The 22,691-nt window shown below is 61.3% G+C and carries 22 protein-coding genes; 12 read left to right on the top strand and 10 right to left on the bottom strand.

The genetic code is table 11. The annotated features are described in order from the left end of the window. Nucleotides 1-4 precede the first annotated feature (4 nt). On the top strand, nt 5-1,984 hold the full coding sequence (locus VFF99_RS06050; protein WP_325015953.1) for a putative bifunctional diguanylate cyclase/phosphodiesterase: 1,980 nt from the start codon (nt 5-7) through the stop codon (nt 1,982-1,984). Nucleotides 1,985-1,995: 11 nt separating this feature from the next. Here the strand turns inward: VFF99_RS06050 and VFF99_RS06045 are convergent, their stop codons facing one another. From VFF99_RS06045 to VFF99_RS06030, 4 genes are read right to left on the bottom strand one after another with little or no spacing between them, the layout of a single operon-like run. Next, nucleotides 1,996-3,051, bottom strand: coding sequence for an alkene reductase (locus tag VFF99_RS06045; RefSeq protein WP_325015951.1), 1,056 nt, complete (start codon nt 3,049-3,051; stop codon nt 1,996-1,998). Nucleotides 3,052-3,070: 19 nt separating this feature from the next. Then, nucleotides 3,071-4,279: an NAD(P)/FAD-dependent oxidoreductase gene (locus VFF99_RS06040; RefSeq protein WP_325015949.1), complete on the bottom strand. Its 1,209-nt coding sequence runs from the start codon at nt 4,277-4,279 to the stop codon at nt 3,071-3,073. A 35-nt stretch (nt 4,280-4,314) separates the two neighbouring features. Further along, nucleotides 4,315-4,761: a cupin domain-containing protein gene (locus VFF99_RS06035; protein WP_325015947.1), complete on the bottom strand. Its 447-nt coding sequence runs from the start codon at nt 4,759-4,761 to the stop codon at nt 4,315-4,317. Between the two features lie 11 nt (nt 4,762-4,772). Beyond that, nucleotides 4,773-5,210, bottom strand: coding sequence for a carboxymuconolactone decarboxylase family protein (locus VFF99_RS06030; RefSeq protein WP_414691506.1), 438 nt, complete (start codon nt 5,208-5,210; stop codon nt 4,773-4,775). A gap of 130 nt (nt 5,211-5,340) precedes the next feature. Here VFF99_RS06030 and VFF99_RS06025 point away from each other — a divergent pair, with 130 nt between their 5' ends. The 8 genes from VFF99_RS06025 (at nt 5,341) to VFF99_RS05990 (ending at nt 11,583) form a co-directional block, all read left to right on the top strand. Further along, complete coding sequence (locus tag VFF99_RS06025; RefSeq protein ID WP_325015945.1) at nt 5,341-6,774, top strand: PLP-dependent aminotransferase family protein; 1,434 nt, start codon at nt 5,341-5,343, stop codon at nt 6,772-6,774. Between the two features lie 226 nt (nt 6,775-7,000). Continuing rightward, nucleotides 7,001-7,273, top strand: a complete 273-nt coding sequence (locus tag VFF99_RS06020; protein ID WP_325015943.1) for a DUF2282 domain-containing protein — start codon at nt 7,001-7,003, stop codon at nt 7,271-7,273. Between the two features lie 24 nt (nt 7,274-7,297). Then, nucleotides 7,298-8,062 (top strand): alpha/beta hydrolase, encoded by a 765-nt coding sequence (locus VFF99_RS06015; protein ID WP_325015942.1) that lies wholly within the window; start codon nt 7,298-7,300, stop codon nt 8,060-8,062. A 42-nt stretch (nt 8,063-8,104) separates the two neighbouring features. Then, nucleotides 8,105-8,389, top strand: coding sequence for a hypothetical protein (locus tag VFF99_RS06010; protein ID WP_325015940.1), 285 nt, complete (start codon nt 8,105-8,107; stop codon nt 8,387-8,389). A 64-nt stretch (nt 8,390-8,453) separates the two neighbouring features. Continuing rightward, entirely contained in the window at nt 8,454-9,287 is an 834-nt protein-coding gene (locus VFF99_RS06005) for a DUF692 domain-containing protein (protein WP_325015938.1), read from the top strand. Then, nucleotides 9,284-10,069, top strand: a complete 786-nt coding sequence (locus tag VFF99_RS06000) for a DNA-binding domain-containing protein (RefSeq protein WP_325015936.1) — start codon at nt 9,284-9,286, stop codon at nt 10,067-10,069. The genes VFF99_RS06005 and VFF99_RS06000 overlap by 4 nt, the downstream gene beginning before the upstream one ends. 3 nt (nt 10,070-10,072) lie before the next feature. After that, nucleotides 10,073-11,077 (top strand): alpha/beta hydrolase, encoded by a 1,005-nt coding sequence (locus tag VFF99_RS05995; RefSeq protein WP_325015934.1) that lies wholly within the window; start codon nt 10,073-10,075, stop codon nt 11,075-11,077. 56 nt (nt 11,078-11,133) lie between these two features. Then, the gene (locus VFF99_RS05990; protein WP_325015933.1) at nt 11,134-11,583 is read left to right on the top strand and encodes a DoxX family protein; all 450 of its coding nucleotides are present in this window, start codon (nt 11,134-11,136) and stop codon (nt 11,581-11,583) included. Between the two features lie 60 nt (nt 11,584-11,643). On the opposite strand, the gene VFF99_RS05985 is transcribed toward VFF99_RS05990, so the two are convergent. Together VFF99_RS05985 and VFF99_RS05980 are read right to left on the bottom strand one after the other, a co-directional pair. Continuing rightward, entirely contained in the window at nt 11,644-12,999 is a 1,356-nt protein-coding gene (locus tag VFF99_RS05985) for an ATP-binding protein (protein ID WP_325015931.1), read from the bottom strand. Nucleotides 13,000-13,023: 24 nt separating this feature from the next. Then, nucleotides 13,024-13,710: a response regulator transcription factor gene (locus VFF99_RS05980; RefSeq protein WP_325015929.1), complete on the bottom strand. Its 687-nt coding sequence runs from the start codon at nt 13,708-13,710 to the stop codon at nt 13,024-13,026. Nucleotides 13,711-14,137: 427 nt separating this feature from the next. Here VFF99_RS05980 and VFF99_RS05975 point away from each other — a divergent pair, with 427 nt between their 5' ends. From VFF99_RS05975 to VFF99_RS05965, 3 genes are all read left to right on the top strand, one after another. Further along, nucleotides 14,138-15,667, top strand: coding sequence for a heme peroxidase family protein (locus tag VFF99_RS05975; protein WP_325015927.1), 1,530 nt, complete (start codon nt 14,138-14,140; stop codon nt 15,665-15,667). Between the two features lie 162 nt (nt 15,668-15,829). Next, nucleotides 15,830-17,587 carry a DUF4214 domain-containing protein gene (locus tag VFF99_RS05970; protein WP_325015925.1) on the top strand — a complete coding sequence of 586 codons (1,758 nt, stop codon included), beginning with the start codon at nt 15,830-15,832 and terminating at the stop codon, nt 17,585-17,587. Nucleotides 17,588-17,930: 343 nt separating this feature from the next. Continuing rightward, nucleotides 17,931-20,015, top strand: coding sequence for a hybrid sensor histidine kinase/response regulator (locus tag VFF99_RS05965; protein WP_325015923.1), 2,085 nt, complete (start codon nt 17,931-17,933; stop codon nt 20,013-20,015). A 14-nt stretch (nt 20,016-20,029) separates the two neighbouring features. Here VFF99_RS05965 and VFF99_RS05960 read toward each other — a convergent pair whose 3' ends face one another. From VFF99_RS05960 to VFF99_RS05945, 4 genes are all read right to left on the bottom strand, one after another. Beyond that, nucleotides 20,030-20,896: a DUF6544 family protein gene (locus tag VFF99_RS05960; protein ID WP_325015922.1), complete on the bottom strand. Its 867-nt coding sequence runs from the start codon at nt 20,894-20,896 to the stop codon at nt 20,030-20,032. A gap of 128 nt (nt 20,897-21,024) precedes the next feature. After that, nucleotides 21,025-21,654 carry a phosphatase PAP2 family protein gene (locus tag VFF99_RS05955; RefSeq protein ID WP_325015920.1) on the bottom strand — a complete coding sequence of 210 codons (630 nt, stop codon included), beginning with the start codon at nt 21,652-21,654 and terminating at the stop codon, nt 21,025-21,027. Beyond that, on the bottom strand, nt 21,651-22,316 hold the full coding sequence (locus VFF99_RS05950) for an SdpI family protein (RefSeq protein ID WP_325015918.1): 666 nt from the start codon (nt 22,314-22,316) through the stop codon (nt 21,651-21,653). Before VFF99_RS05950 ends, VFF99_RS05955 begins: the two co-directional genes overlap by 4 nt. Further along, nucleotides 22,313-22,603 carry an autorepressor SdpR family transcription factor gene (locus VFF99_RS05945; RefSeq protein ID WP_325015916.1) on the bottom strand — a complete coding sequence of 97 codons (291 nt, stop codon included), beginning with the start codon at nt 22,601-22,603 and terminating at the stop codon, nt 22,313-22,315. The genes VFF99_RS05950 and VFF99_RS05945 overlap by 4 nt, the downstream gene beginning before the upstream one ends. Nucleotides 22,604-22,691 lie beyond the last annotated feature (88 nt).

The raw sequence follows: 22,691 nt of genomic DNA, 5'->3' as shown, positions 1-22,691 counted from the left end.
CGTGATGGACGAGCAACCCGAGAGACCAGAGGCGTCTCACATTGCCGGGCGTCAGATGCAGCACGGTGCAACTCCACTGGAGCGGGCAACCCGCGCATTGCGCACATTGAGTGCCGGCAACCGGATATTGCTGCGCGCCACCGACGAGGCACAGCTACTCGAAGACATGTGCGCCGTCATCGTCGGTACCGGCGGTTATCGCCGCGCCGGCGTCGTCTACGCCGAGCAGGACCAGCGGCAATCCATCCAATGGATGGTTTGGGTGAGAGACCAGGATGGCCGTCCCCAATCGGAGGACATCAACTGGCTGAATGAATTCGGTTTCACCTACGCCGACGATGCCTCTGGAAAAACAGCGGTGGGCACCGCGATCCGGACCCGTTTGCCTTGCGTGGGGCGTGATGTACTCAATGGCCCCATCTACGCCGACCCGAACATGGCGGTCTTCCGTGCCCACGCCATACAGGACGGCTATGCTGCCATTACTGCTTTCCCGCTGATCACGGATGGAGAGCCGCTCGGTGCGCTCTTCATGGCCGCGACCGAACCCGACGCCTTTGATGATGAAGAAGTGCGGCTGCTTGCGGAGTTGGCTGACGACCTGGCCTTCGGGATTGCCAGCCTGCGCCTGCGGGAGCGGCATCGGGCCGCACAGGCCACCATCGAACGCCTCGCCTTTTATGAACCCGAGACCGGTCTTCCGAACAGGGTCCGCCAGCAACAATTGCTTTCCGAGGCACTCAAGCGCGCCAGCTCAAACGCCGTCCCGCTGTCGCTGGTCCACTTCAAGATTTGCCGCTTTAACGAGATCAGCCATGTATTCGGCTATCGCATTGCCGGCGAACTGGTTCGGGAAGTGGTTCGACGCCTGCTGGATTGGACCACTCCCGATCGATCGCTGGCGCGGGTCGGCGAAGCGTGCTTTAGCATGATCCTGTACGGATCCGGGTCTGCGGACGCCATCGCATTTGCACGTGCTCTTTGCCATGCGCTCGATGAGCCGATCGACCTGGTGGGGGTGGTGCTCGATGCGCCGATTCATGCAGGAGTCGCCTGCGAGCCGGTCGGTCGCACCGATGCAGATACGCTGCTCAAACATGCCAACGCAGCGCTGTATCACGGTGTCCCCGTCAACGACCGCGTCACCGTCGCGGCCGACGCCCGCCTCGAAGACCATGCCGGCCGCCTGGCCCTTATGGGCGACCTGCGCCGTGCAGCCGAGCACAATGAATTGCGCTTGTATTGCCAGCCCAAGGTAGAGATTCGATCCCGCCGCGTTGTTGGCGCCGAAGTGCTCGTCCGTTGGGCACATCCCGTCCTGGGGATGATCCCGCCGGTCCGCTTCATCAAACTGGCTGAACAGAGTGGAATCATCACGAGGGTGACCGGTTGGTTGCTCGACTCGGTCTTCAGCGCGTTACGCAACCTGAAAATGCAAGGGACAGCGCAGACACTCGCGATCAACTTGTCGGCCTATGACTTTCGCAATCCGTCCATTGCGCGGCAGGTCGAGAATCTGCTATCCGTCTGGGGCGTGAATCCTGCGCTCGTGCAGTTCGAACTTACCGAGAGCGCATTGATCGACGATCCCGGGGCGACGCTGGTTGTCTTGTCGCGACTCAAATCAATGGGCGTTGAACTACTGATCGACGATTTTGGCACCGGGTACTCGGGTCTTAGCTACCTGCAGAAGTTCCCGGTGGACGGCATAAAAATCGACCAATCGTTCGTCATGCCGATGATCGACAGTTCTGACTCCGCGGCCATCGTGCGTTCAACCATCGATCTTGGCCATTCCCTTGACCTGCATGTTGTCGCGGAAGGTGTGGAAAGCGAAGCGATTTGGCAACGATTGGCCGATGAACGCTGCGACGTCGCGCAAGGATATCTGATCGGCATGCCGATGCCCGTGGAGCAGTTCCCGCAGTGGCAGATCGACTGGGCGGCCCGCGGCGCGATTCCTGCCGCCTACCGGGCGACGTGAGCGCAAGATTACTACATGAGCGCAGGATAGTCGGTATAACCTTCGGCGGACGGGCTGTAGAACGATTCGGTACGCGGCTCGTTCAACGGCGCATTCAGCTTGAAGCGGCGAGGCAGATCCGGGTTCGCAATGAACAGCTTGCCGAAGGCAACGGCGTCGGCTTCTCCTGCCTGCACGACTTGCTCCGCAGTTGCCTTCGTCATCTGCTCATTGGCGATATAGGCGCCGCCGAAGGCTTCCTTCAATCGCGGGCCAAGACGGTTCGGTCCCAATGCCTCACGCGCACAGATGAAGGCGATACCGCGCTTGCCGAGTTCGTGGGCAACGTAACCGAAGGTAGCCGCCGGATCGGAATCGCTCATGTCGTACGAATCGCCGCGCGGCGCCAGATGTACGCCCACACGCGACGCTCCCCATACCTCTATGCAGGCATCGACCACTTCGAGCATCAGACGCGCACGGTTCTCGATCGATCCGCCGTAGGCGTCGGTCCGCTTGTTGGTTCCGTCCTGCAAGAACTGATCGAGCAGATAGCCGTTCGCCCCATGCACCTCGACACCGTCGAAGCCCGCCGCTTTCGCGTTCTCTGCACCTTTTCGATGGGCCGCGACGATGCCTGGAATCTCTGCAAGGTCGAGCGCGCGCGGCGTGACGTACGCGCGCTTCGGCCGTACCAGGCTGACGTGGCCGGCTGCGGCGATCGCGCTGGGCGCGACCGGCAGTTCGCCGTCGAGAAAGACCGGATCGGAAATGCGGCCGACGTGCCACAACTGCAGGAAAATGCGCCCGCCCGCTGCATGTACCGCATCGGTAATCTTTCTCCAGCCGGCTACCTGTTCATCCGACCAGATGCCCGGCGTGTCGGCATAACCGACACCTTGCGGCGTCACTGCAGTGGCTTCGGTGAGAATCAGGCCGGCAGACGCGCGCTGCGCATAGTATTCGGCCATCAATGCATTCGGCACGCGGCCGCGGCCGACTGCGCGGGACCGCGTCAGCGGTGCCATGACGATGCGGTTGGGAAGAATGAGATCGCCGATCTTGATCGGATCAAATAAAGCAGTCATGTAGTTTCTCCAGTTCGCATCACGCCACTGCGGTATTCCGCCAATCGGCCGCCTTAAACAGCGCAGCGCGGTCCGCATCCGGCGGATAGATCCATTTGGTATTGATCTGCGTTTTCAATGCCTTTGCCTGTGCGCCGCGCATCTTTACCTTGCGTTCCCAGCCTTCCGTGTACACCGCGCCCCATCCGCCGAGGTCAAGGCAGGTGACATAGAACGGCTGCCGGTAGGCGACCGTGGGAAGTCCCAGCAAGTCCGCGGCAATGTTATGGCCTGCATAACGGCCCATGTCGATCGCATGCTGGCACGCCATCATGGTCTGGTTGCCATGTTCGTCGGTTGCGGCAGACGCGACATCGCCCGCGGCAAAGATTCCGGTCGTGGCGTGCACGCGCAGGTCGTCCGCCACGAGCAGGCGGCCCAGGTGGTCGCGTTGCGCCGTGATCTGCGCGGTCAGCCCGCTTGCGCGTACGCCCCCGGTCCAGACCACGGTCATCGCATCGATCCGCGTGCCGTCGGCAGTCGTCACACCGTTCCCGTCCAGCGATACGACGGCAGATCCGAACTGGCATTCCACGCCAAGCGCGCCGAGCGCTTCTTCAATGACCGGCCGCGGCCCGCTGCCGAGCTCGGGGCCGATCTCCTGCGATCGCTCGATCAGCACGACGCGTGCGGCAACGTTCTCGCCGAATATCGCGCGCAGGCGTTCCGGCATCTCGGCAGCCACCTCGATCCCCGTGAATCCCCCGCCGACGATCGCTACCGTGTTGCGCGCCGCCGACGGCGGATGTGCCGCGAGCCGTTTCAGGTGCTGGTCGAGCGCGACCGCTTCATCGTATTGGTCAACGCTGAACCCGTGCTGCAGCAGGCCCGGCACATCGGGCCGATACATCTTGCTGCCCGTCGTCAGCAGCAGGCGGTCGTAGTCGATGCCGATGCGCTCCCCGGCGGCCGTCACCGCCTCGACGCGGCGGTGCTGCGCGTCGATGCGTTCAACCGCGCCCTGGATATAGCGCACGCCCGCCGCTTCCAACTGGGCGGCAATCGGCGTACCCATGCGCTCCGGTTCGGTTTCGTGCAGGCGCGGACGCATGTGAAGCACGGGCTCGGGCGAGACAAGCGCGATTTCAACGTCGGCCGTCTTTCCTTCGTTTTCCAGTATGCGTGCGGCTCCCAATGCGCCCCACAAGCCGGCGAACCCGCTACCAACGATCAAGATTCTCTTTGACATGATGACTTTCTTTCAATAAATGACGGACAAAATGATTAGCGGTCAGGCAGGGAACGCTTGAGCTGCTCGTTCTCCCCGGTAATCAGGACCGCGAGCAAGCGGGCCGGCCTGGTGGGACTGGCATTGCGCGACACCAGGTGCGGCACTTCGGGCGGTTCGTACCAGGACTCGCCTGCACGGTAGGTCACCTCGCCGCCGCCCTCGAGCTGAGAAACGACTTCACCTTCCAGCACGTATGCGAACACCGAGCCCGGATGTACGTGCGGGATGGAGGCTTGCCCGGGCGCGTAGTCCACGGTCACCATCCGGGCTTGCTTGCCCGGGAGGTCCTTGAGCCCCTGCTTTTGCAGGACCACGGTCTTTTCTCCGCCGCGTCGCGCGTCCGGGGCGGGATCGTGCGCGACGGCCCAGCTCGCAGCCAGCATGCCAAGGCCGGCCACGGCGAGGGCCGCGGCAGAACGGAAATCACGGAAACTGGTCATGGCCATCCTTCTCACGTCGGCATCTTGCGGAAGCCGACGGCGATGCGGTTCCAACCGTTGATGGCAACAATGGCCAGCGTCAGGTCCGTCATTTCCTTCTTGTTGAAATGGGCCGCCAATGCGGCGTAGTCGGCGTCCGGGGCATGGGTGGCTGCGATGAGCGTCAGGGCTTCCGTCCAGGCGAGGGCGGCGCGTTCGCGATCGGTGAAGAACGGGGTCTCGCGCCATACCGAGACCGCATACAGGCGGCGTTCGGTTTCGCCGGCCTCGCGCGCCTCGCGGGTGTGCAGGTCCACGCAATAGGCACAGCCGTTGATCTGCGAGGCACGCAGCTTGACCAGTTCCAGCAGCGAGGGCTCCAGTCCCAGCCTGGAAACAGACTTCTCCAGGCTGAGCATGGCTTCCATGGCTTCCTTGGAAGAGGTGTAGGGGTCGATGCGCTTGTCCACGGTGGGCTCCTTGTTGAATGTCGATGGAGTCCACACTATAGGAGTCCACCCGGGGCAGCGGAGGTGCCAATTCGATCTAAAATGAGGAGACCATTCCCCCAGATGAAGGGGCCCGCACCGGGACCAAGCCATGGAATTGCATATCGTGATAGAGGGCAAGAAGGATCTTGCCGGACAGCTTTACCGCCAGCTGCGCGACGCCATCCACACCGGCCGGCTGGCCGCGGGCGAACAAATGCCTCCTTCACGCTTGTTGTCCGAACAACTCGGCGTTTCACGCAAGACCGTCTCGGAAGCCTACTCGCGCCTCAGTCTCGACAAGCTGCTGGTCGGCCAGGTCGGGATCGGCACTTTCGTGCGTTCCATGCCCGCGCCCAAACCCCGGGAGCAGACCGCGGGTGACCTGGCCGGCGCTGCGGTGGTCAGCCGCTGGGCCGGCATCGAGACACCCCTACGTCACCCTGCACCCGAAGGCCAGTCCCGCTACGAATTCATTGGCGGCAACGCCAGCAAGACCCCGTTTCCGGCGACGGAATGGCGACGCTGCATCAATCGGGCATTGCAGCTGGAGAACGCAACCCGTGGCCGCTACGCGCTGACCGAGGGCTTGCCCGGCCTGCGCACGGCCGTCGCCGGGTTTGCCGGCTTTACGCGCGGCGTGCGCTGCAGCGAGCAAGACGTGGTCATCACGAACGGCGCGCAGCAAGCGCTCGACCTGATCTCGCGCGTGCTCCTTGAGCCGGGAGCGGTCGTGGCGGTCGAGGAGCCCGGTTATCCCCCGGCGCGCGAACTGTTTGCGAGCCAGGGCGCCGAGATCGTGAGCATTCCCGTGGATGACCAGGGAATGGTGGTGGACGCCATTCCTGCCGGCTGCAGGCTCATCTATACCACCCCGGCGCACCAGTTCCCACTTGGCCTGGCGATGTCGCAGCAACGGCGGCAAGCCTTGCTGGCACGCGCCCTGGCGATCGGCGCAATCATCGTCGAGGACGATTACGATTGCGCCTTCCGCTATGAGGGACGGCCGGCGGACTGCCTGCAAAGCATGGATACGCACGGTCTCGTTGCCTACGTCGGGACCTTCTCGAAAGTCATGCTGCCCGAAGTGCGCGTCGGCTATCTCGTTGCGCCGCCGGCGATCCTGGAAGCGGTGCTCAAGGCCAAGTACCTGACCGACTGCCACAACGCCACCCTGATCCAGAACGCGCTGGCCCTGTTCATCAAGGAAGGTCACTTGCAACGGCATGTCCGGCGCTGCCATGCAATCTATGCCACGCGCCGCGAGAAACTGCTGCACCGGTTCACGACCGACCTTGCACCATGGCTCGACCCGGTGCCGTTCACTGCCGGCTTTCACATGGCCGCCCTTTTTCGCGAACCGGTGGACATCGATCTTCTCCGCAGGCTGGCACGCCGGCTCGACGTCGGACTGTATGCCACCGATCCCTTCTATCATGGCCCGCCGCCGAAGAGCGGCCTGTTCTTCGGCTTCGGCGCGATCGACACGATCGACATCGACACGGCGCTGGACCGGGTCAGGGATGTCCTGATCCAGGTGTCCTGACGCTCTCTGCCCCGCACTCTCTTCCAAACCGGGTACGGCCGCCGTGTATCCGGAATGTATCTCCGCATGACCCTGGTACGGCGTCATACAAAAAGCCTGTCCGCGCGACATATTCGGGATACCCACGCTGCGCATACTGCGTTCCGTGCGCAAGCCCTGTAGCGGCACGCACGGGCAGGCGCCACTGATACCGCCCGACGCCACCACTTTCATTCAAGGAGATCCCATGAAGACCACCCACGCTGCCCTCGCGGCTGCACTCGCCTTTTCATTCGTTGCATCCGGCGCGCAGGCCGAGGCGCCGCAAAAGAAAGCGACCGAGAAATGCTACGGCGTATCGCTCGCCGGCCAGAACGACTGTGCTGCGGGGCCGGGCACATCCTGCGCGGGCACCTCGAAAGTCGATTACCAGGGCGATGCCTGGACACTCGTCGACAAAGGAACGTGCACCACCATCAAGACGCCGAAGGGCTTCGGCTCGCTTACGCCGCGTGCGTAATCTCTTACATCGAGGAGCACCTCCATGCAATTCGTTTCGACCTTGACGATCGCACTGGCGATCGCCGGACCGGCTACCGCCGCGGCCACTCCTGCGCTGCCCGTGCCGGCGGGTGTCAAGAACGTCGTCATTGTCCCCGACGCTTTCGTCGACGGCTCGAGCTGGCGCCTTGTGCATGACATCCTTTGGCTGAAGGGCTACAAGGTCAGCATCGTCCAGCCGTCGCACACCACGCTGGACGACGACGTCGCCGCCACCCGCAAGGTCCTCTTCGACCAGGTCGGTCCGGTGGTCCTCGTCGGCCACGGCATCGGCGGATCGGCGATCTCCATCGCCGGCGGCGGCGACAAGGTAAAGGCGCTCGTCTACGTCGCCGCCCTGCTGCCGGCGGTTGGTGAGAACGCGAGGCAGCTGAACGCCTCCATGCCGGCCGCGAGTAACTCCCTGCGGACCAACTGGCTGGGCACCAGCTACTTCGATCCGGCCAGGTACCACGCGGATCTCGCCGCCGACCTGCCGCAGAACCGCACCAACATCATGGCGGCCTCCCAGGTGCCGATTACCCAGGCCACCCTCAACGCCGCCTCGTGGGGCGCTGCCTGGCGCGACAAGCCGAGCTACGGCGTCGTCGCGACCGAGGACCGGTACCTGAACCCCGAGCTGCAGCGGTGGATGTACAAGCGCGCCGGCGCCAAGGTCACCGAGATCAAGGCCAGCCATGCCGTCTACATTTCCAAGCCGCACGAGGTGGCGAATGTCATCGAGCAGGCGGCGCTGAATGCCAGGTAAGCGTATCAACGCAATGCAAACCCAATCAACAAAGGAAACCACATGAATAACGCCATCAAATCCCGCGTCAGTTTTGCCGCTGCCGCCGCCCTGCTCGCCCTCTCCTCGGCCGCCGCCATCGCCGCCCAGCCCCAGGATGCCGGGCAGGCGGCCGAGAAGGAGCAGCCCGGCCGCTGCTACGGCATCAATACCTGCAAGGGCACCAGCCTGTGCGCCACGGCCAAGAATGACTGCAAGGGTCTGAACGAATGCAAGGGCCAGGGCGTCCTGGTCAAGACCCCGTCGGAGTGCCGTGCGCTCGGCGGCACGCTGACCGAAGCTGAATAAGCGCCATAGCCGCCCGGCCGCACGGCCGGGCAGGCTGGTCCACCACTCCTTCAATAGACGTACGATGCCCGCATTTCCCCTTCCACGTCCCTTCGCCGGCTACGGCCTCGGCCTGCGCAAGGAACACTACCAGGACTTCCTCGAAACCCGTGTGCCCGTCGATTTCGTCGAAGTCATCTCTGAGAATTTCATGATCGATGGCGGACAGCCCTTGCATATCCTGCGCCGGGTGCGCGAACGGCACCCGGTGATCCTGCACGGCGTATCGATGTCGATCGGTTCCGCCGACGGCATCAGGCATGGCTACCTGCAGCGCCTGAAAGCACTGGTCGACGAGATCGAGCCCCTGTTCGTCTCTGATCACTTGTGCTGGACACGCATCGACGGTTTCAATTCGCACGACCTGCTGCCGCTGCCCTATACCGAGGAAGCGCTCGACATCGTCTGCGACAACATCGACAGGGCGCAGAATGCGCTCGGCCGCGCGATGCTGTTCGAAAATCCATCCAGCTATGTGGCGTTCGACGGCGCCATGAGCGAATGGGAATTCATCGCCGCAATGACGAAGCGCACCGGCTGCGGCCTGCTGCTCGACGTGAACAATGTTTTCGTGAGCGCGAGCAATCACGGTTTCGACGCCCTCGATTATCTGCAGGGCATTCCGGCGGACCGCGTGCGCCAGATTCACCTCGCCGGACACAGCCAGGGCCGGGATATGCTGATCGACACCCACGACGCAGCCGTCATCGACGCGGTCTGGCGCCTGTACGCCACGGCCATTTCCCGATGCGGACCCGTGGCCACGATGATCGAGCGTGACGACAGCATTCCGCCGTTGCCCGTATTGCTGGAAGAACTCGATATCGCACGCCATCTCGGCCTGAAGGAGGCGGCATGACGCTGGCCGAACTGCAGCGCGATTTCCGCGCCTGGCTCGTCAGCGCGTCCGACGAGTCAGCCGCCCGGCTCGGTGGCGGCAAGCGCGCCGGCCTTGCCGTCTACCAGAACAATTACCGTGCCCAGCTCGTCGGCTGCCTCGAGCAATCCTTTCCGCAAGTACGGGCATGGATGGGCGCCGAAGCTTTCCATTACGCCGCCGTCAGCCACATCGACAGGCATCCGCCGCATTCCTGGACGCTCGACGCGTATGCCGACAATTTCGGCGCGACATTGGCAGCACTGTTTCCCCGCAATCCCGACATCCACGAGCTGGCCTGGATCGAGGCCGCTCTGACCACAGCCTTCGTCGCGCGCGATGCAGCGCCGGTAGCAGCCGCGGATCTCGCGAACATCGACTGGGACGCTGCACGGCTGCTGCTGGCGCCCTCCCTGCTGACGCTGCCCGCCACGACCAACGCCGCTGGCATCTGGTCGGCTTTGCACGAAGGCAGGGACAGGCCGGAAGCGGAAATGCTGGCGCAGCCCTGCGCGTTGCTGGTCTGGCGCCGCGGATTCGTCTCCCGCCTGCACACCGTCGACATGCTGGAGCACGAAGCGATTCTGCATGTACAGGCAAACGGGAGCTTCCATGCGCTATGCGAAATGCTGGTCGGCCGGGTCGGCGAAAGCGAAGGCGTCATCAGGGCCGGCGCCATGCTCGCCGGCTGGATCGGCAGCGAACTCGTCACCGGCGTCGACCGCGCGCTTCCAATTTTCACAACACCGAATCAAGGAGATTGACTCGTGTCCCGGAACATTACCTCGCGCCGCAACTTCATGCTGGCCGTCGCAGCCATCAGCGGCCTCGCCGCCGGCGGCGTGCCGCTCGCCGGCGCCGCATCGGAACCCCTGCCAAGGCTGCGGGTAGAACAGGCCAGGAGCGACCTGCTCGAGTTCGGCTACCACGCGGCCGGGCCGGAGGAAGGCAGGCCGGTCATCCTGCTGCACGACCTCGGCTACGACATCCACAGCTACACCGAGGTCGCCCGATTGCTGGCCGCCGAGGGCTATCGCGCCATCGTGCCCTATCTGCGGGGGCATGGTACGACACGCTTCAATCATGCATCGACGCTGCGATCCGGCCAGCAGGCTGCGGTCGGCAGTGATGTGATCGCCTTGATGGATGTGCTGCACATTCCCGAAGCGGTGATCGCCGGCTTCGGCTGGGGCGCGCGCGCCGCCTGCGTCGCTGCCGTGCTCAAACCGACGCGCTGTGTCGGCGTCGTCGCCGTGAACGGCTATGCGGCCGGCAATCTGACCTCGCCCTTATCGCGGCAGGCCCAAGCGGCGCTCGCGCACCAGTACTACTATTTCCAGACCGAGCGCGGCCGCGCCCGCCTCGAGGCAAACCGGGGCGACGCCGCCCGCATCCTGTGGGCCGACAACTCTCCCGGCTGGCCCTTCGACGACGCCCTCCTGAAGCGCGCCGTGGCTGCCTTCGACAATCCGGATTATGTCGACGTCGTCATTCATTCGTGGCGCCACCGTCTCGGCCGGGTGGCAGGCGATGCCCGATACGAGGCGGTGGAAAGAAAGCTGGCAGAGAGGCCGTTGATCGCCGTGCCGTCCATCGTCCTCGCCGGGGACGCCAGCGGGGTGGTGCCGGACAGGGACACTGCGGACAGGTTCAGCGGCCCTTACAGCCACCACCCTGTTCCCGGCGCAGGCCATCACCTGCCGCAGGAAGCGCCGGAGGCGTTCGCCGACGCCGTCATTGAACTGGTCCGCAACGGCAAATGGCGCACCTGACGTACCTGACGCTTGCCCGCCTGTCGACGATTTACCTTATACGAAAGAGCCCAACCATGGATACAAACACCATCGCCCCGCCCGCATGGCCGTCGCGTCTGTTGCCGCAGGCCGTGCTACTGCTGATTGCCCGCGTCGGCATCGCCTCCGTCTTCTTTCTCTCGGGACGCACCAAGGTGCAGGACCTTCTCACGATCAAGGACACCACTTACGCCCTGTTCGAACACGAGTATGCGTTACCGCTGATCGCCCCCGAGTTCGCCGCGCAGCTGGCGACATGGTCCGAGCACCTGTTCCCGATCCTGCTCGTGATCGGCCTGTTCACCAGGCCGGCGGCGCTGGCACTGCTTGCCATGACTGCGGTGATTCAGGTCTTTGTTTACCCGGCTGCATGGCCAACCCATCTGACCTGGGCCGGCTTGCTGCTGCCAATCGTCGCGTACGGAGGTGGCGCCATCTCGCTCGATCGCCTGCTGGGCCGCCTGAAAAAGCCAATCCGCCGGTAGGCTGGGATGCAATCCCAGCATTCACCAAACCGGCAAACAGTGCTGGGATTACATCCCAGCCTACGGGTGTCCCCCGGCGTCCGGGCCAGGGGACACCGGTAACATGATCACGACACTCAAGCCGCCCTTTGCCTGGTTTTGTATCCGAATTTCCCCACGGTGGGCATCGATGATGCGTTTCGAGATTGACAGTCCCAATCCATGACCATCCGCAGAGCGTCCCGATTTCGTCCCGCTGACCATCTCGGTACCCGATACACCCGGCCCGGTATCGGAGACCACAATCCGCAAGCGGGCACGCGCGGCATCCATTCGGGATTCGACCGAAATCACACAGTCGTCCGGCGTGTGTTCGACGGCATTGCGGACCACATTTTCAATCGCCCGGCGCATCAGTTCGGGGCTCCCATTGATACTCACTTCCCTATCACCTGAATACTGAATCTTTTGCCCTTTCGCCTTCCCCTCGAATCGGGCGTTGTCCACGATCTCCGCAAGAAGTGCATGGATGTTGAACTCTTCATCCGTCATCCCGACCTCCGTAACCGCGAGCCTCGACAGGGCCAGCAATTCGCCGATCAATCGATCGATCCGTACAATCTCGCCGTCTATCCGCTCCAGCAATTTCTCGATTTTCTCCGGCTGCTTCCTTGCCAGGCCGATGGCAACCTGCATACGCGCGAGCGGCGTGCGCAGCTCATGCGACACATCATGAAACAGCTGCCGTTGACCATCTACCAGGGTGGCGATTCTCCGGGCCATGTCATCGAAATCACGCAACAAGTCCGCCAGTTCGTCCTTTCGCCGTTCGACGGCGGCGGCCACGGCCACCTGAAGCTTCCCGGAGGCCATGTCCCGGATCGCCGAACTCAAACTGCGTATCGGCCTCGACAAGTAGTGGGCAAGAAGCGCAGCAACAACCAAGCTCGCGATCAGGTGCGCAAGCAAAGGCTCCGTCGGAAGCAGCCTTGCGCCGTGCGGCGGCAATGGCGCGCGATCGTTTTGCCTCGAACTTTGCACCGCATCCTGAATAAACAGCAGGTATCTATGCCCGTCGGGTAAAACCACCTGGCGGACGCTTTCGGTATCCTCTCCCTGCTGATTTTTATCCAGCGCCGATCGCAAAGCGGCAGGGTCTACCGGCCTGCCGAAGATCTCGCGGTAGTTTTCGTCCACCACCATCAAGCTCTGCCTTGCGGTGTCTTCCACCATGATCTGCAGTGCCTTGGTCCCTCCATAGCGCAGGGTCGCGGCGGCGGAGTCGATCAAAAGATTCGCCGACTGATCCGCAGCCGCCCGCGGTCGTCCAGCTTCTTCCATCCGGTATACGGTCTCGACGATGAACATGACCGACATCGTGCCGAGAAGCTGCGCCAGCCAGATGGCAATAAAGAATTTCCAGAACAAGCGCCCCATTCGCGCCCCGTTTCCTATGGTTTCCTATTCTTTGACAAACTGGTAGCCGATCCGATAAACAGTGCGTAGCCAGGGCGAGCCGTCTTTCGTCAGTCCAAGCTTGCGCCGAAGACTGCTGATGTGAACATCGATATTGCGGTCATAGGGCGCCAGCGAGCGGCCCAAGCCTTGCTCGGAGAGCGCGTTCTTGCTCACCGGACGGCCTGCATTTCTTACCAGGACCTCTAGCAGACTGAATTCGGTGCTGGTGAGCTGAACGGGCTGCCCATCCCATTCCGCTTTTCGTTTTCCGGGCCACAGCCGCAATGGCCCGACGAAGAACGTGGACTCCATGGAAACTGCCGTGGCGAGCGACTGGGTGCGGCGGAGAATCGCTCGAATCCTCGCGGTCAGTTCGCGAGGCGTGCAAGGCTTGGGTACGTAATCGTCCGCGCCAAGTTCCAACCCGGTAATGCGGTCTGCATCATCTCCCTTGGCGGTCAGCATCAGTACCGGTATCTGGCTGGACGCGCGGATCTGCCTTAATAGTTGCAGGCCATTCATCCGAGGCATCATGATGTCGAGGACGACGATTCCATACGCTCCGGAGGCAAGTTCGGCAATCGCGGTACTTCCATCGTGCAGAACAAGAACATCGAAGCCTTCACTTCGCAGATATTCTTCCAGCATGTGGGCAAGCGAGACATCGTCATCAATCAATAGAATTTTCATTCAGCGTTCCTTCGTGATGAACGACCCTGCGCGCGATCCGGGGCAATTTCCCTCGTGGAATCCCGCGCGCTATTACTTCGATCATTGATCGGCAAAACGATTCGACGCGTTGGCCTGGAAAATCGACTCTCATTGAAGACGCCGCTGCCGATACTTGTCTCAGCGCATGAAAATACCCCTTTATCCAGGCATGTCTAATGTAAAGCTAGGTAAAGAAGAATGCATTCATAGGGTCGCACCATATAGTGAACTTGCAAGCCATAGGCTTATATTTTTAACTTGTGCAGTTTTTTACCATCCGTGTTTTTTCTTTGATGCACGAGGGCTCTGCATGGCGATGACTTGGCGATTCATATTCGTTTCTTCCATCTTCGGTTCGGGCCTGGTTCTTCACCCTGGCTGGGCTCAGCAGACAGTGGAAACGCCAATGGAAGAAATTGCGCCGGAACCCGGTAATGTCTTCATACGCATGTTTCCGGATCTGCCCGCCTTCAGTGAACAGACCGAGAGCGCACGGACCGCAGCCAAACAACTCGGAGCGCGTGACGGAATCCTGAACGCGAAGGACGATCTCTCCGACCCGGTACAGTCGATCATCAATCCCGCCCGGTTCAGCCCGAACAACCCCGACAATCCAAATATGACGGCGGGAATTACCTTTCTCGGACAGTTCCTGGATCACGACCTGGCCTTCGATCGGGATTCCGAACTGGATGAGAACGAAGCCCCTGAACAGACAAGCAATTTCCGCACGGCCGCGTTCGACCTGGATTCGGTGTATGGCGAAGGGCCGTCGGGGTCGCCGGAGCTTTACGAAACGAACGGTGATCTGATCAAGTTCATTGTCGAGGCCAATCCGGGTTCCGAGTCGGTGTCGAGAAATGGGGCGCAGCGCAGTGACCTGCCGCGCGACGAGCTGGATGCAATTGTTTCCGAGGGGCGCAACGATGAAAATTCCGTCGTTTCGCAAATGCACCTGGCGATCCTCTCTTTTCACAATGCCGTGACGGACTATTTGGACCGGCAGCCGGAATACCGGCATGCTTCCCCCGAACGGATCTTTGACGAGGCGCGCCGGCTGGTGACCTGGCATTATCAGTGGATCATCCTGCATGAATTTTTGCCGCAGACCATCGGCCAGGAACGCGTGGACCAGCTCCTCAGCGAAGGGCTGAAATATTACAAGCCGGAACAGTCATCGAACCACATCAAGACCCGCTCCGGGCGCCGCGTCGCATTGCTGCCTATCGAGTTCTCCGTGGGGGCGTATCGCTTCGGCCATTCGCAGATCCGGCCCAGCTACCGGCTCAATTTCGGCCCTAGCGGCGGAACGCCTTTTTTCGCCTTTTTGTTCGACGACACCATCGACCCGAATAATCCCGATCCGCAGGACCTGCGCGGCGGCAAGCGTGCGCCGCGGCGGTTCGTCGACTGGCAGACCTTCTTCAATTTCGGCGACGGAAATTCCCGGCCGAACAAGCGTATCGACACCAAGCTGTCTTCAGTCGTGATGAACCTGCCCGGAGCGCGGAGTCCATCGCCTGGGCTTCCTGCCGACGGCTTGCAGGCGCTGCCTGCGCGGACCCTGGCGCGCCATGTCAATTTCGGCCTGCCCTCCGGACAGGAAGTGGCAAAGAAAATGAACCTGCCGACCCTGTCGAGGGAGCAGTTGAGCGAGTTGGCGACCTATGCACCGGACAGCAGGCATACGATGGACAACGACACGCCGCTGTTTTACTACATCCTCAAAGAGGCGGAAGTGATGGAACAGGGCCTGCGCCTCGGGCCGGTCGGCAGCCGTATCGTGGGGGAAGTGTTCATCGGTGTACTGAAGGTGGACGATACTTCTTACCTGAGCAATCAGCCTGACTGGAAGCCGACGCTTCCTTCGGCAAAACCTGAAACCTTCCTGATGGCAGACTTGCTGAGGTTTGCCGGCGTCGTGCCTCCGCTGTAAAACGCATCGTCACCTGCGCAGGCTGGGATTCGATCGCAGCCTGCCGCGGTTTGGTCGATATCAAACTTGCTGCAACTTGTCGGTGCCAGCCATAGGCAGCCACATCCGGGAGGCTTATCTTCGCCATGTCGGCCTCCAACAAATACAGAACAAGAGAACAACATGGCGATTCCCTCGAGCGCACCCTTCAACCTGACCGGCGATGCCCTTGTAGACGCCGCCACCAACGGCTATTACTGGACGCTCGATGCATCGAGAACGATTCGATGGAGCGTGGCCGGCGGACTTTTTGGCGAGGTCTGGCTCGACCCGGCTCGGGTAGCTGCACAGATCACGCCCATCTTCGACGCTATCTCCTACTACGCCAACGTCCGTTTCGAGTATACGGGCGCATATTCTTCGCCGGTGAGTGCCAGCCCCTATTCGGATATAACGATTTCACTCAGCGGCTCGCCGGAAATTTTTTCGAGCGCTTCAGCATGGGGCCGCGCATTCTTCTCCAACACGTCTTATAACGGAATCTACTACACCGGCGCGCCCGGCGACGTGTTCCTCAACGTCAATAGCGAGGCAAATTCACTGCCCAGTTACGCGCCGGGTTCCGCCGGCTATTTCCTTTTCATGCATGAGATCGGCCACGCGCTCGGCCTCAAGCATCCGCATGACGATGGCGGAACGGGACGGCCAACCTTGCAGGACCTGGGAATGGAATACATGGACAACGACTGGTTCACGGTCATGTCCTATCAGGACGATTACGACTACAACGACATTTCCTGGGATCCGGCCACGCCGATGCTGATGGATGTTCTTGCGCTGCAGTACCTCTATGGCAAGAACATGCAGACGAACGCCGGCGATACGACGCACTCGCTTCTACGTTATGGCGACTACATCACTCTCTGGGATGCAGGCGGGCTCGATACGGCCAGCGCGGCGGCGTCGGACGAGGGTTGGATCATTGCACTTCCCGATACAAGGCCGTCTGCCATCGTGGATACCAGCGCTGGCTTCGCGATCCCGCTTTCCGACGCGATCGAGACCAGTCCGACCAGCTTCTACTGGCTGACGGGCGATATCGAAAATGCGAATGGCTCGAACTACGATGACGTCATTACCGGTTCGGCGTCGCCGAACTGGATTGCCGGCAACGGCGGGGACGACATGATGTATGCCCGCGGCGGTAACGACATCTTCGTCAACATTGCGGGCAAGGACGGCATTAACGGCGGCGACGGGGCAGACATCCTTTGGGTCAACTTCAGTTCGAGCGACGCGGGCATTGCCAAGCTGCGCGACAACAGCTTCCTGATCCAGGATAGCGCGGACAACATCGCCATCTGCCGCGATGTGGAAACTGTGCGGCTGTCGGACAGGGATGTGCCGCTCTCGGCTGTGGCGGCTTACTCGGGGATCGATGCATCGCTGGTCCAGATCTACGTCGCCGGTTTTCGCCGGGCACCGGAAAAGGAGGGATACAACTACTGGGCGCAGCAAAAGAACGCGCAGGGCCTGGAGGCCGTGGCCGACACCATCTTCTCGCTCGACATCGTCAAGGCAATCTATCCGACTACCCTGTCGCCGACATCCTTCGTGACGTCCATCTATCAAAACGTGTTCGACAAGGCGCCCGATGCGGAAGGCTTGGCATACTGGTCCAACCAGCTGGCCACGCATAGCCGCGGACAACTTGTCATCAACATGACCAATGCGGCCCTCGGCGTCGCCGACGAGGTCGACGGAAAGGATTTCTTCCAGAATCGGGTGGACTGGGGGATTTTCAGCGTCGGACACCTGACGGCATCGCAGAAGGAGGCAACCCCGGCCCAACTCACGGCCCTGACGGCACGCGTCGATGAAGACCCTTTGACCCTGCTTACACTGGTCGGCCAAGTGGATGCCGGGCAGATTCTTGTTTGATTCTGCAGGCAAGGGGCTACGTACCTCGGCAAACAGCCGGACCGGAAGCGCCGTTTCCACGCCCGTTTCTACCGGTTAACTTCTACCCGTAAAGTCTTCACGTGCGTGCTTCGCCGCCCGGACCCCCAGCGGCAGTCTTGCTGTATATTCACCCCATGTTTCTCATCAAAGACAGCGGGCTGACTCCACAGGAGTGTCACCCGCTTACCCCTGATCGGCGACCATGCGTTTTAGAAGTCAACTGATTATCCTGGTCCTGTCTGTTGTGATTCCAGCCTTTCTGGCCTCGATACTTGCCGTATGGTATGTCTACAGGGAAGAGCAGGCGGCACAAGAGAAGGGGATGACCGAAGCCGCCCGGGCCTTTTCCCTCCTGGTGGACAATGAACTGCAGGCGAAGGAAGGCATCCTCAAGACACTCGCCAATTTCCCGGCTCTCGCCAGCGGCGATCTGCAAGAGTTCTATGCCTACGCAAAGAAAATGGCGCCCACTCCCGAGACGGCCATTATTCTTGTGGACAAGAGCGGCCGCCAGTTACTGAATACCCGCGCGCCATTCGGGGCACCGCTTCCGAAGCAACGTGCTTCAAACATGGACGCGCTCATGCAGCGGCATGGCGCAGCGCAGACCCTCGTCTCGGACGTCTTTCTCGCTCCAGTAGCTAAGCGCCACGACTTCATACTCCAGGTTCCGATCATGCAAGGAGACGAGATTCAGTACTTCCTCATCATGGGAGTACATGTCTTGGCGATGCAGTCTCTCCTGGTGCAGCAAGATCTGCCTCGCCAATGGTTGGGAGTGATCGTGGACCGCAAGGGCGTGATCGTGGCACGATCCCGGGATCATCAGCAGTATGTCGGCAAATCGTCTGACGAGAGCATTCAAAAGCTCTTTTCCTCGACAACGGAAGGAATCGTCCAGACGGTGACGCTGGACGGAGTTCCGGTGAAAACCTTTTTCAAGCGTGTTCCGATCTCGGATTGGACGATCGTCCTGAGCATTCCGGAAGCCGAACTCCGTCGTACTCCATTTCGGGCCGCGGCATTTTTGGCCTTCATGATGGCAATACTGCTGGGGATCTCGTTCATCTTTGCCCAGCGCATTGCCACAAGAGTCATCGGGCGCATGAATCAGCTGGGCGCGTCTGCAGACAAGCTGGGACGCGGCGAAGAAGTCCTCTATCAGCCCCAGGGGCTGGTTGAAGTGGATGCTGTCGGCGCCCGCATTACCGATGCCAGCAGACAGATCCGGCGAAGCAAGCAGGAACTGGAGCACCGCGTAGCCCAGGCCGTTGCCGATACCGAGCGGGCACAGCGAGCCCTGCTCCAAAGTCAGAAAATGGATGCGCTGGGCAGGCTTACCGCGGGCATTGCCCATGAATTCAACAATCTGCTCCAGACGCTGACCACCGCGCTGCAACTGGCCCGGATGATCTCCAGCCAGGAGCGCGTGCAGTCCCTGATCGATACCTGCAACAAAGCCCTGGACCGGGCAACTTCCTTGACCGGCCAGCTAAGCGCATTCGGCCGGACGCAGGACGCAAGACTGGAAACCGTCAGCCTGGACCGGCACGTCAGAGACTTTGAGCAGCTGGTCGAGAACATCTTGCCGTCAAACGTGGATCTGCAAGTCGATGTCGCTGACGGTCTCTGGGCTGTCACCATAGACCCTACCCAGTTTGAACTGGCGCTGATCAATCTCGCCTTCAACGCAAAGGATGCAATGCCTGCCGGCGGCACCATCCGGCTGACGGTCAGCAACGAGATGCTCGCCTCTCCGTTGGAGGGAATCCCCGCAGGAGAGTATGTCCGTGTGTGCATGGCCGATTCCGGCCTGGGAATGACCCGGGAGGTGATGGGAAAGGCGCTCGACCCGTTCTTCACGACCAAGAAAATCGGCCAAGGCACCGGCTTGGGACTGCCCCAGGCGTACGGCTTTGCCCGGCAGTCAGGCGGGACGCTGCTCCTGCATAGCAGCGAGGGCCATGGAACAACCGTGGAGATCTACTTGCCGAAGTCGGCTGGACCGATTGCCGGGCAGACGATCGAGATGCGGGAAAAGGAAGCCGCCCCCGTCGCGGGCATCAGGCTCTTGTTTGTCGAGGACGATCCTCTTGTGCGGGAAAGCGTGGTACCAGCGCTCGAGAAGGCAGGCTTCGAAGTTTTCACGGCGGAGAGTGCCGATCATGCATTGGCTTTGCTCGATACCGGCGCACCCGTGGATATCGTGTTTTCCGATGTTGTGATGCCAGGCTCGATGAGCGGCATTGAGCTGGCCGCATCGCTTCGAGAGCGCCGCCCCCAAGTCGGTGTTGTGCTTACCACCGGCTACTCCGAACAACGGGTGTCGATTCCGGGGGTACAGGTCCTTCCAAAACCCTACGATATTGCCGATGCATTGCGGGCTTTGACAGAAGCAGCCGCATAGCGCATTCGCAGGAATCATTGCCGGGGGAAGCTTATCTCCTCGACCTGGGCGCGGAAGAATGGGAAGTAGTCCGGGGTGCCAAAATGATTGCCGCCGTCGACCCGTGTCGGGAGGGTATAGCCGCCAAAGCTGCGGAAGTCTGCGAGGGTGCCGCCAAACGGTTGGACGCGCCACTCCCCCTCAGGGTTGACATTGCTCCACCGCGGAATCATTACCCACAGGGGCCGTCCGTCTTCTGCAATCTCCATCTCGAGCGACTGGGTGAGCGCACCCCGCCTCACGGTTGCCCTGGCACGGTTCGGTCCATCACCGCTCTCCCAAATGACGCCATTCCCCGGCAAGAGCGATGCAGGCGCCCAGAACGCCGCCTCTGCTGCAACGCGGCCGAACGCTGAGCGCAGGACATTCTCGTCGTCGCCTGCCCGCACCACCGGAAGCGTCCAGTTGAGCCAGAATCGGGTCCACGCACGGTCTTGCAGCATGCCGTCCGAGCCGCTCATGCGCATCGCGCCGGAACCCGCATCAACTCGCCAGATAAAGCCGTGAGGCGGGGCGAGAATCTGGTGTGCGCGCATCGGCTGGTAACCGGGAGCGTCCTTGCTGCCCAGGCCGATCTCCCCATGCATTCGAATCTCGCTTACCGGAACCAGTGGTGTGCCAGGTGCTATCGTGAAAAGAAAGTAGCGGCGGGCCGGGTCCGGCAAGTGCTGAACCATCGCAGGTTCGAAGACCTTGTGATCGCCTGGTTGCGACGCGTGCAGTTGCGCCCAGCCGGCATCGTCAGCACGTTCATCTCTCATTCGCCAGCCCTGCATGAGAAGGGCGAGCATGATGAGAAGCGACAGCAATACACTTGATGCCAACAATACTTGTCTTGTCATTTTATGCCGCGAGCAGCGCCACGCGCTTGCGCAGGTCTGGTTGGGAGTAAGGCATTTAAGCACACGCTCCTTTCAGTTTCCTCCCATGAATATGGGGAAACAATCGCGCGCGCAGGGACGCGCCAGTTCTATTGCCGCGCTCCTCCAGTACCTTGCATCAACTCGTTGCGGCTGTACGGTTCATCACGGTCCGTCAGATAGAAGGCCAGCTCGCGCATCCATGTCTTCGTGGGCGCCGGGCCGAGCAGAGCCGAGCCAACGAGGATGACAGCCCCGACCGCAAGAATCGGGTGACCGACAGGACGAGGTTGATATGCGGCTGCGCGCTGCATGAAAAGCATAGAGACCACCGAACCAAGTACAAAGCCGAGCAACGCTTCGGAAAGCGAGTGCGCGTCAATGATCACGCGTGATGCGGAAATCAAGGCGGCAATGACAAAAGAGAGCGCAACAACGTTTCTGCGCGTTGCCTTGCTGCTGTTCCAGACGAGTACAAAGGCAAGCGCAGGCCAAACGGCGGCCGACCGAGAGGAATGTCCGCTGATACCGGTGAAATTGATCTCCGCAATTCCGGCACCCCAGGCAAGAAATGCCAGCTTCGTGGCGACCACGCAGGCTAACATCGCTCCGAACAGGACAAACCACCGCAGCGCCAGCCCTCTCGTGGTCGGGGCAAGGAGCAACAGAGCGATGACGATGGCTGCGGGCAGTGTAATGCTTGCGTCCCCGAGGGCGGTGAGTTCTTTCCAGAACATCATCGCGTGCGCCCGCCGCCGGGGGCGCGATTGCGCCACAAACTCAGAGAATACAAGTGCAGGCCCCCCAGTGTCGCGGCGACTGCGGCAAACAGTGCTATTGCTGTTTCCGTCCCGCTCAAGCCGGTGAGTGATATGAGCAAGGCTACGACGCCCTCGGCGACAAACAGCCTTCCGCCAACGCGATGCGTCTTGTCCCATACCTGCTCGTCGGACAAGGTCCAACGGTTCCGGATCCCGATGGCAAAATTGGAACGTGTCTTGCCCATGTAGTTGCCGGAGAGCGTCAAGAGCAGTCCGGTGGCGCCGATCGCCACTGCCGCGGGATTGATCGTCATGCCGATCGCCGCGGCCAGGATTGTGAGATGGACCAGCGTCAACACCAGCGCCATGGCCACGACGAGCGCTGACAGTGCCTTTGAAGAGCGTTCGAGGTTCGGCGCCCGCGGCTCGAGGCGGTGTATCACGGTGCGTCCCAATGAAAGCAGAAGTGTCAGAACGGGCAGAGCAAAAGCGCCGATCTGCCTCGAGGCGAACCCGTCGGGCTCGCCGCTCAGGTTCCAATGGATCGCCATCGATTCGGGAAGGCGTCCATGCAGCAGGACGGATACGGCAAGCGCAAGGCTTCCCAGAACCAGCGGGACCAGTACCGCAGGATGTTTCATTTCTTTTCCTTCTTGTTTCTCGAATCCTGATTCCGTGCGAAGAATTCCATGAAGGGAATCATCGTTTCTTCCAGCACGCTCAGCTTCAGCCGATAGATCAATACGTTTCCATGCCGCTCCACGTCCACCAGGCCAGCTTCTTTCAGCACGGAGAGATGACCTGAAATGGTGGGTTTCGAGACGGCAAAATGCGAAGCGATGTCGCCTGCGCTGAGATTGTTCTCGCGCAGGAGTTTGAGGATCTGGCGCCGCGTCGGGTCTGACAGCGCCTTGAAAACGGAGTCCATTTCGCTATTTTGGCAAACACCGAATTACAGGTCAAGCGGGCGTCAGGCAGGGTTCTTGAGCAAGAGCAAGGATCCTGTTCGGGGCAAG

The sequence above is a fragment of the Noviherbaspirillum sp. genome, from assembly GCF_035654295.1.
Lineage (GTDB): Bacteria > Pseudomonadota > Gammaproteobacteria > Burkholderiales > Burkholderiaceae_D > Noviherbaspirillum.
The sequence above is the reverse complement of the archived record's forward strand: the minus strand, read 5'-3'. Positions and strand labels throughout refer to the sequence as shown.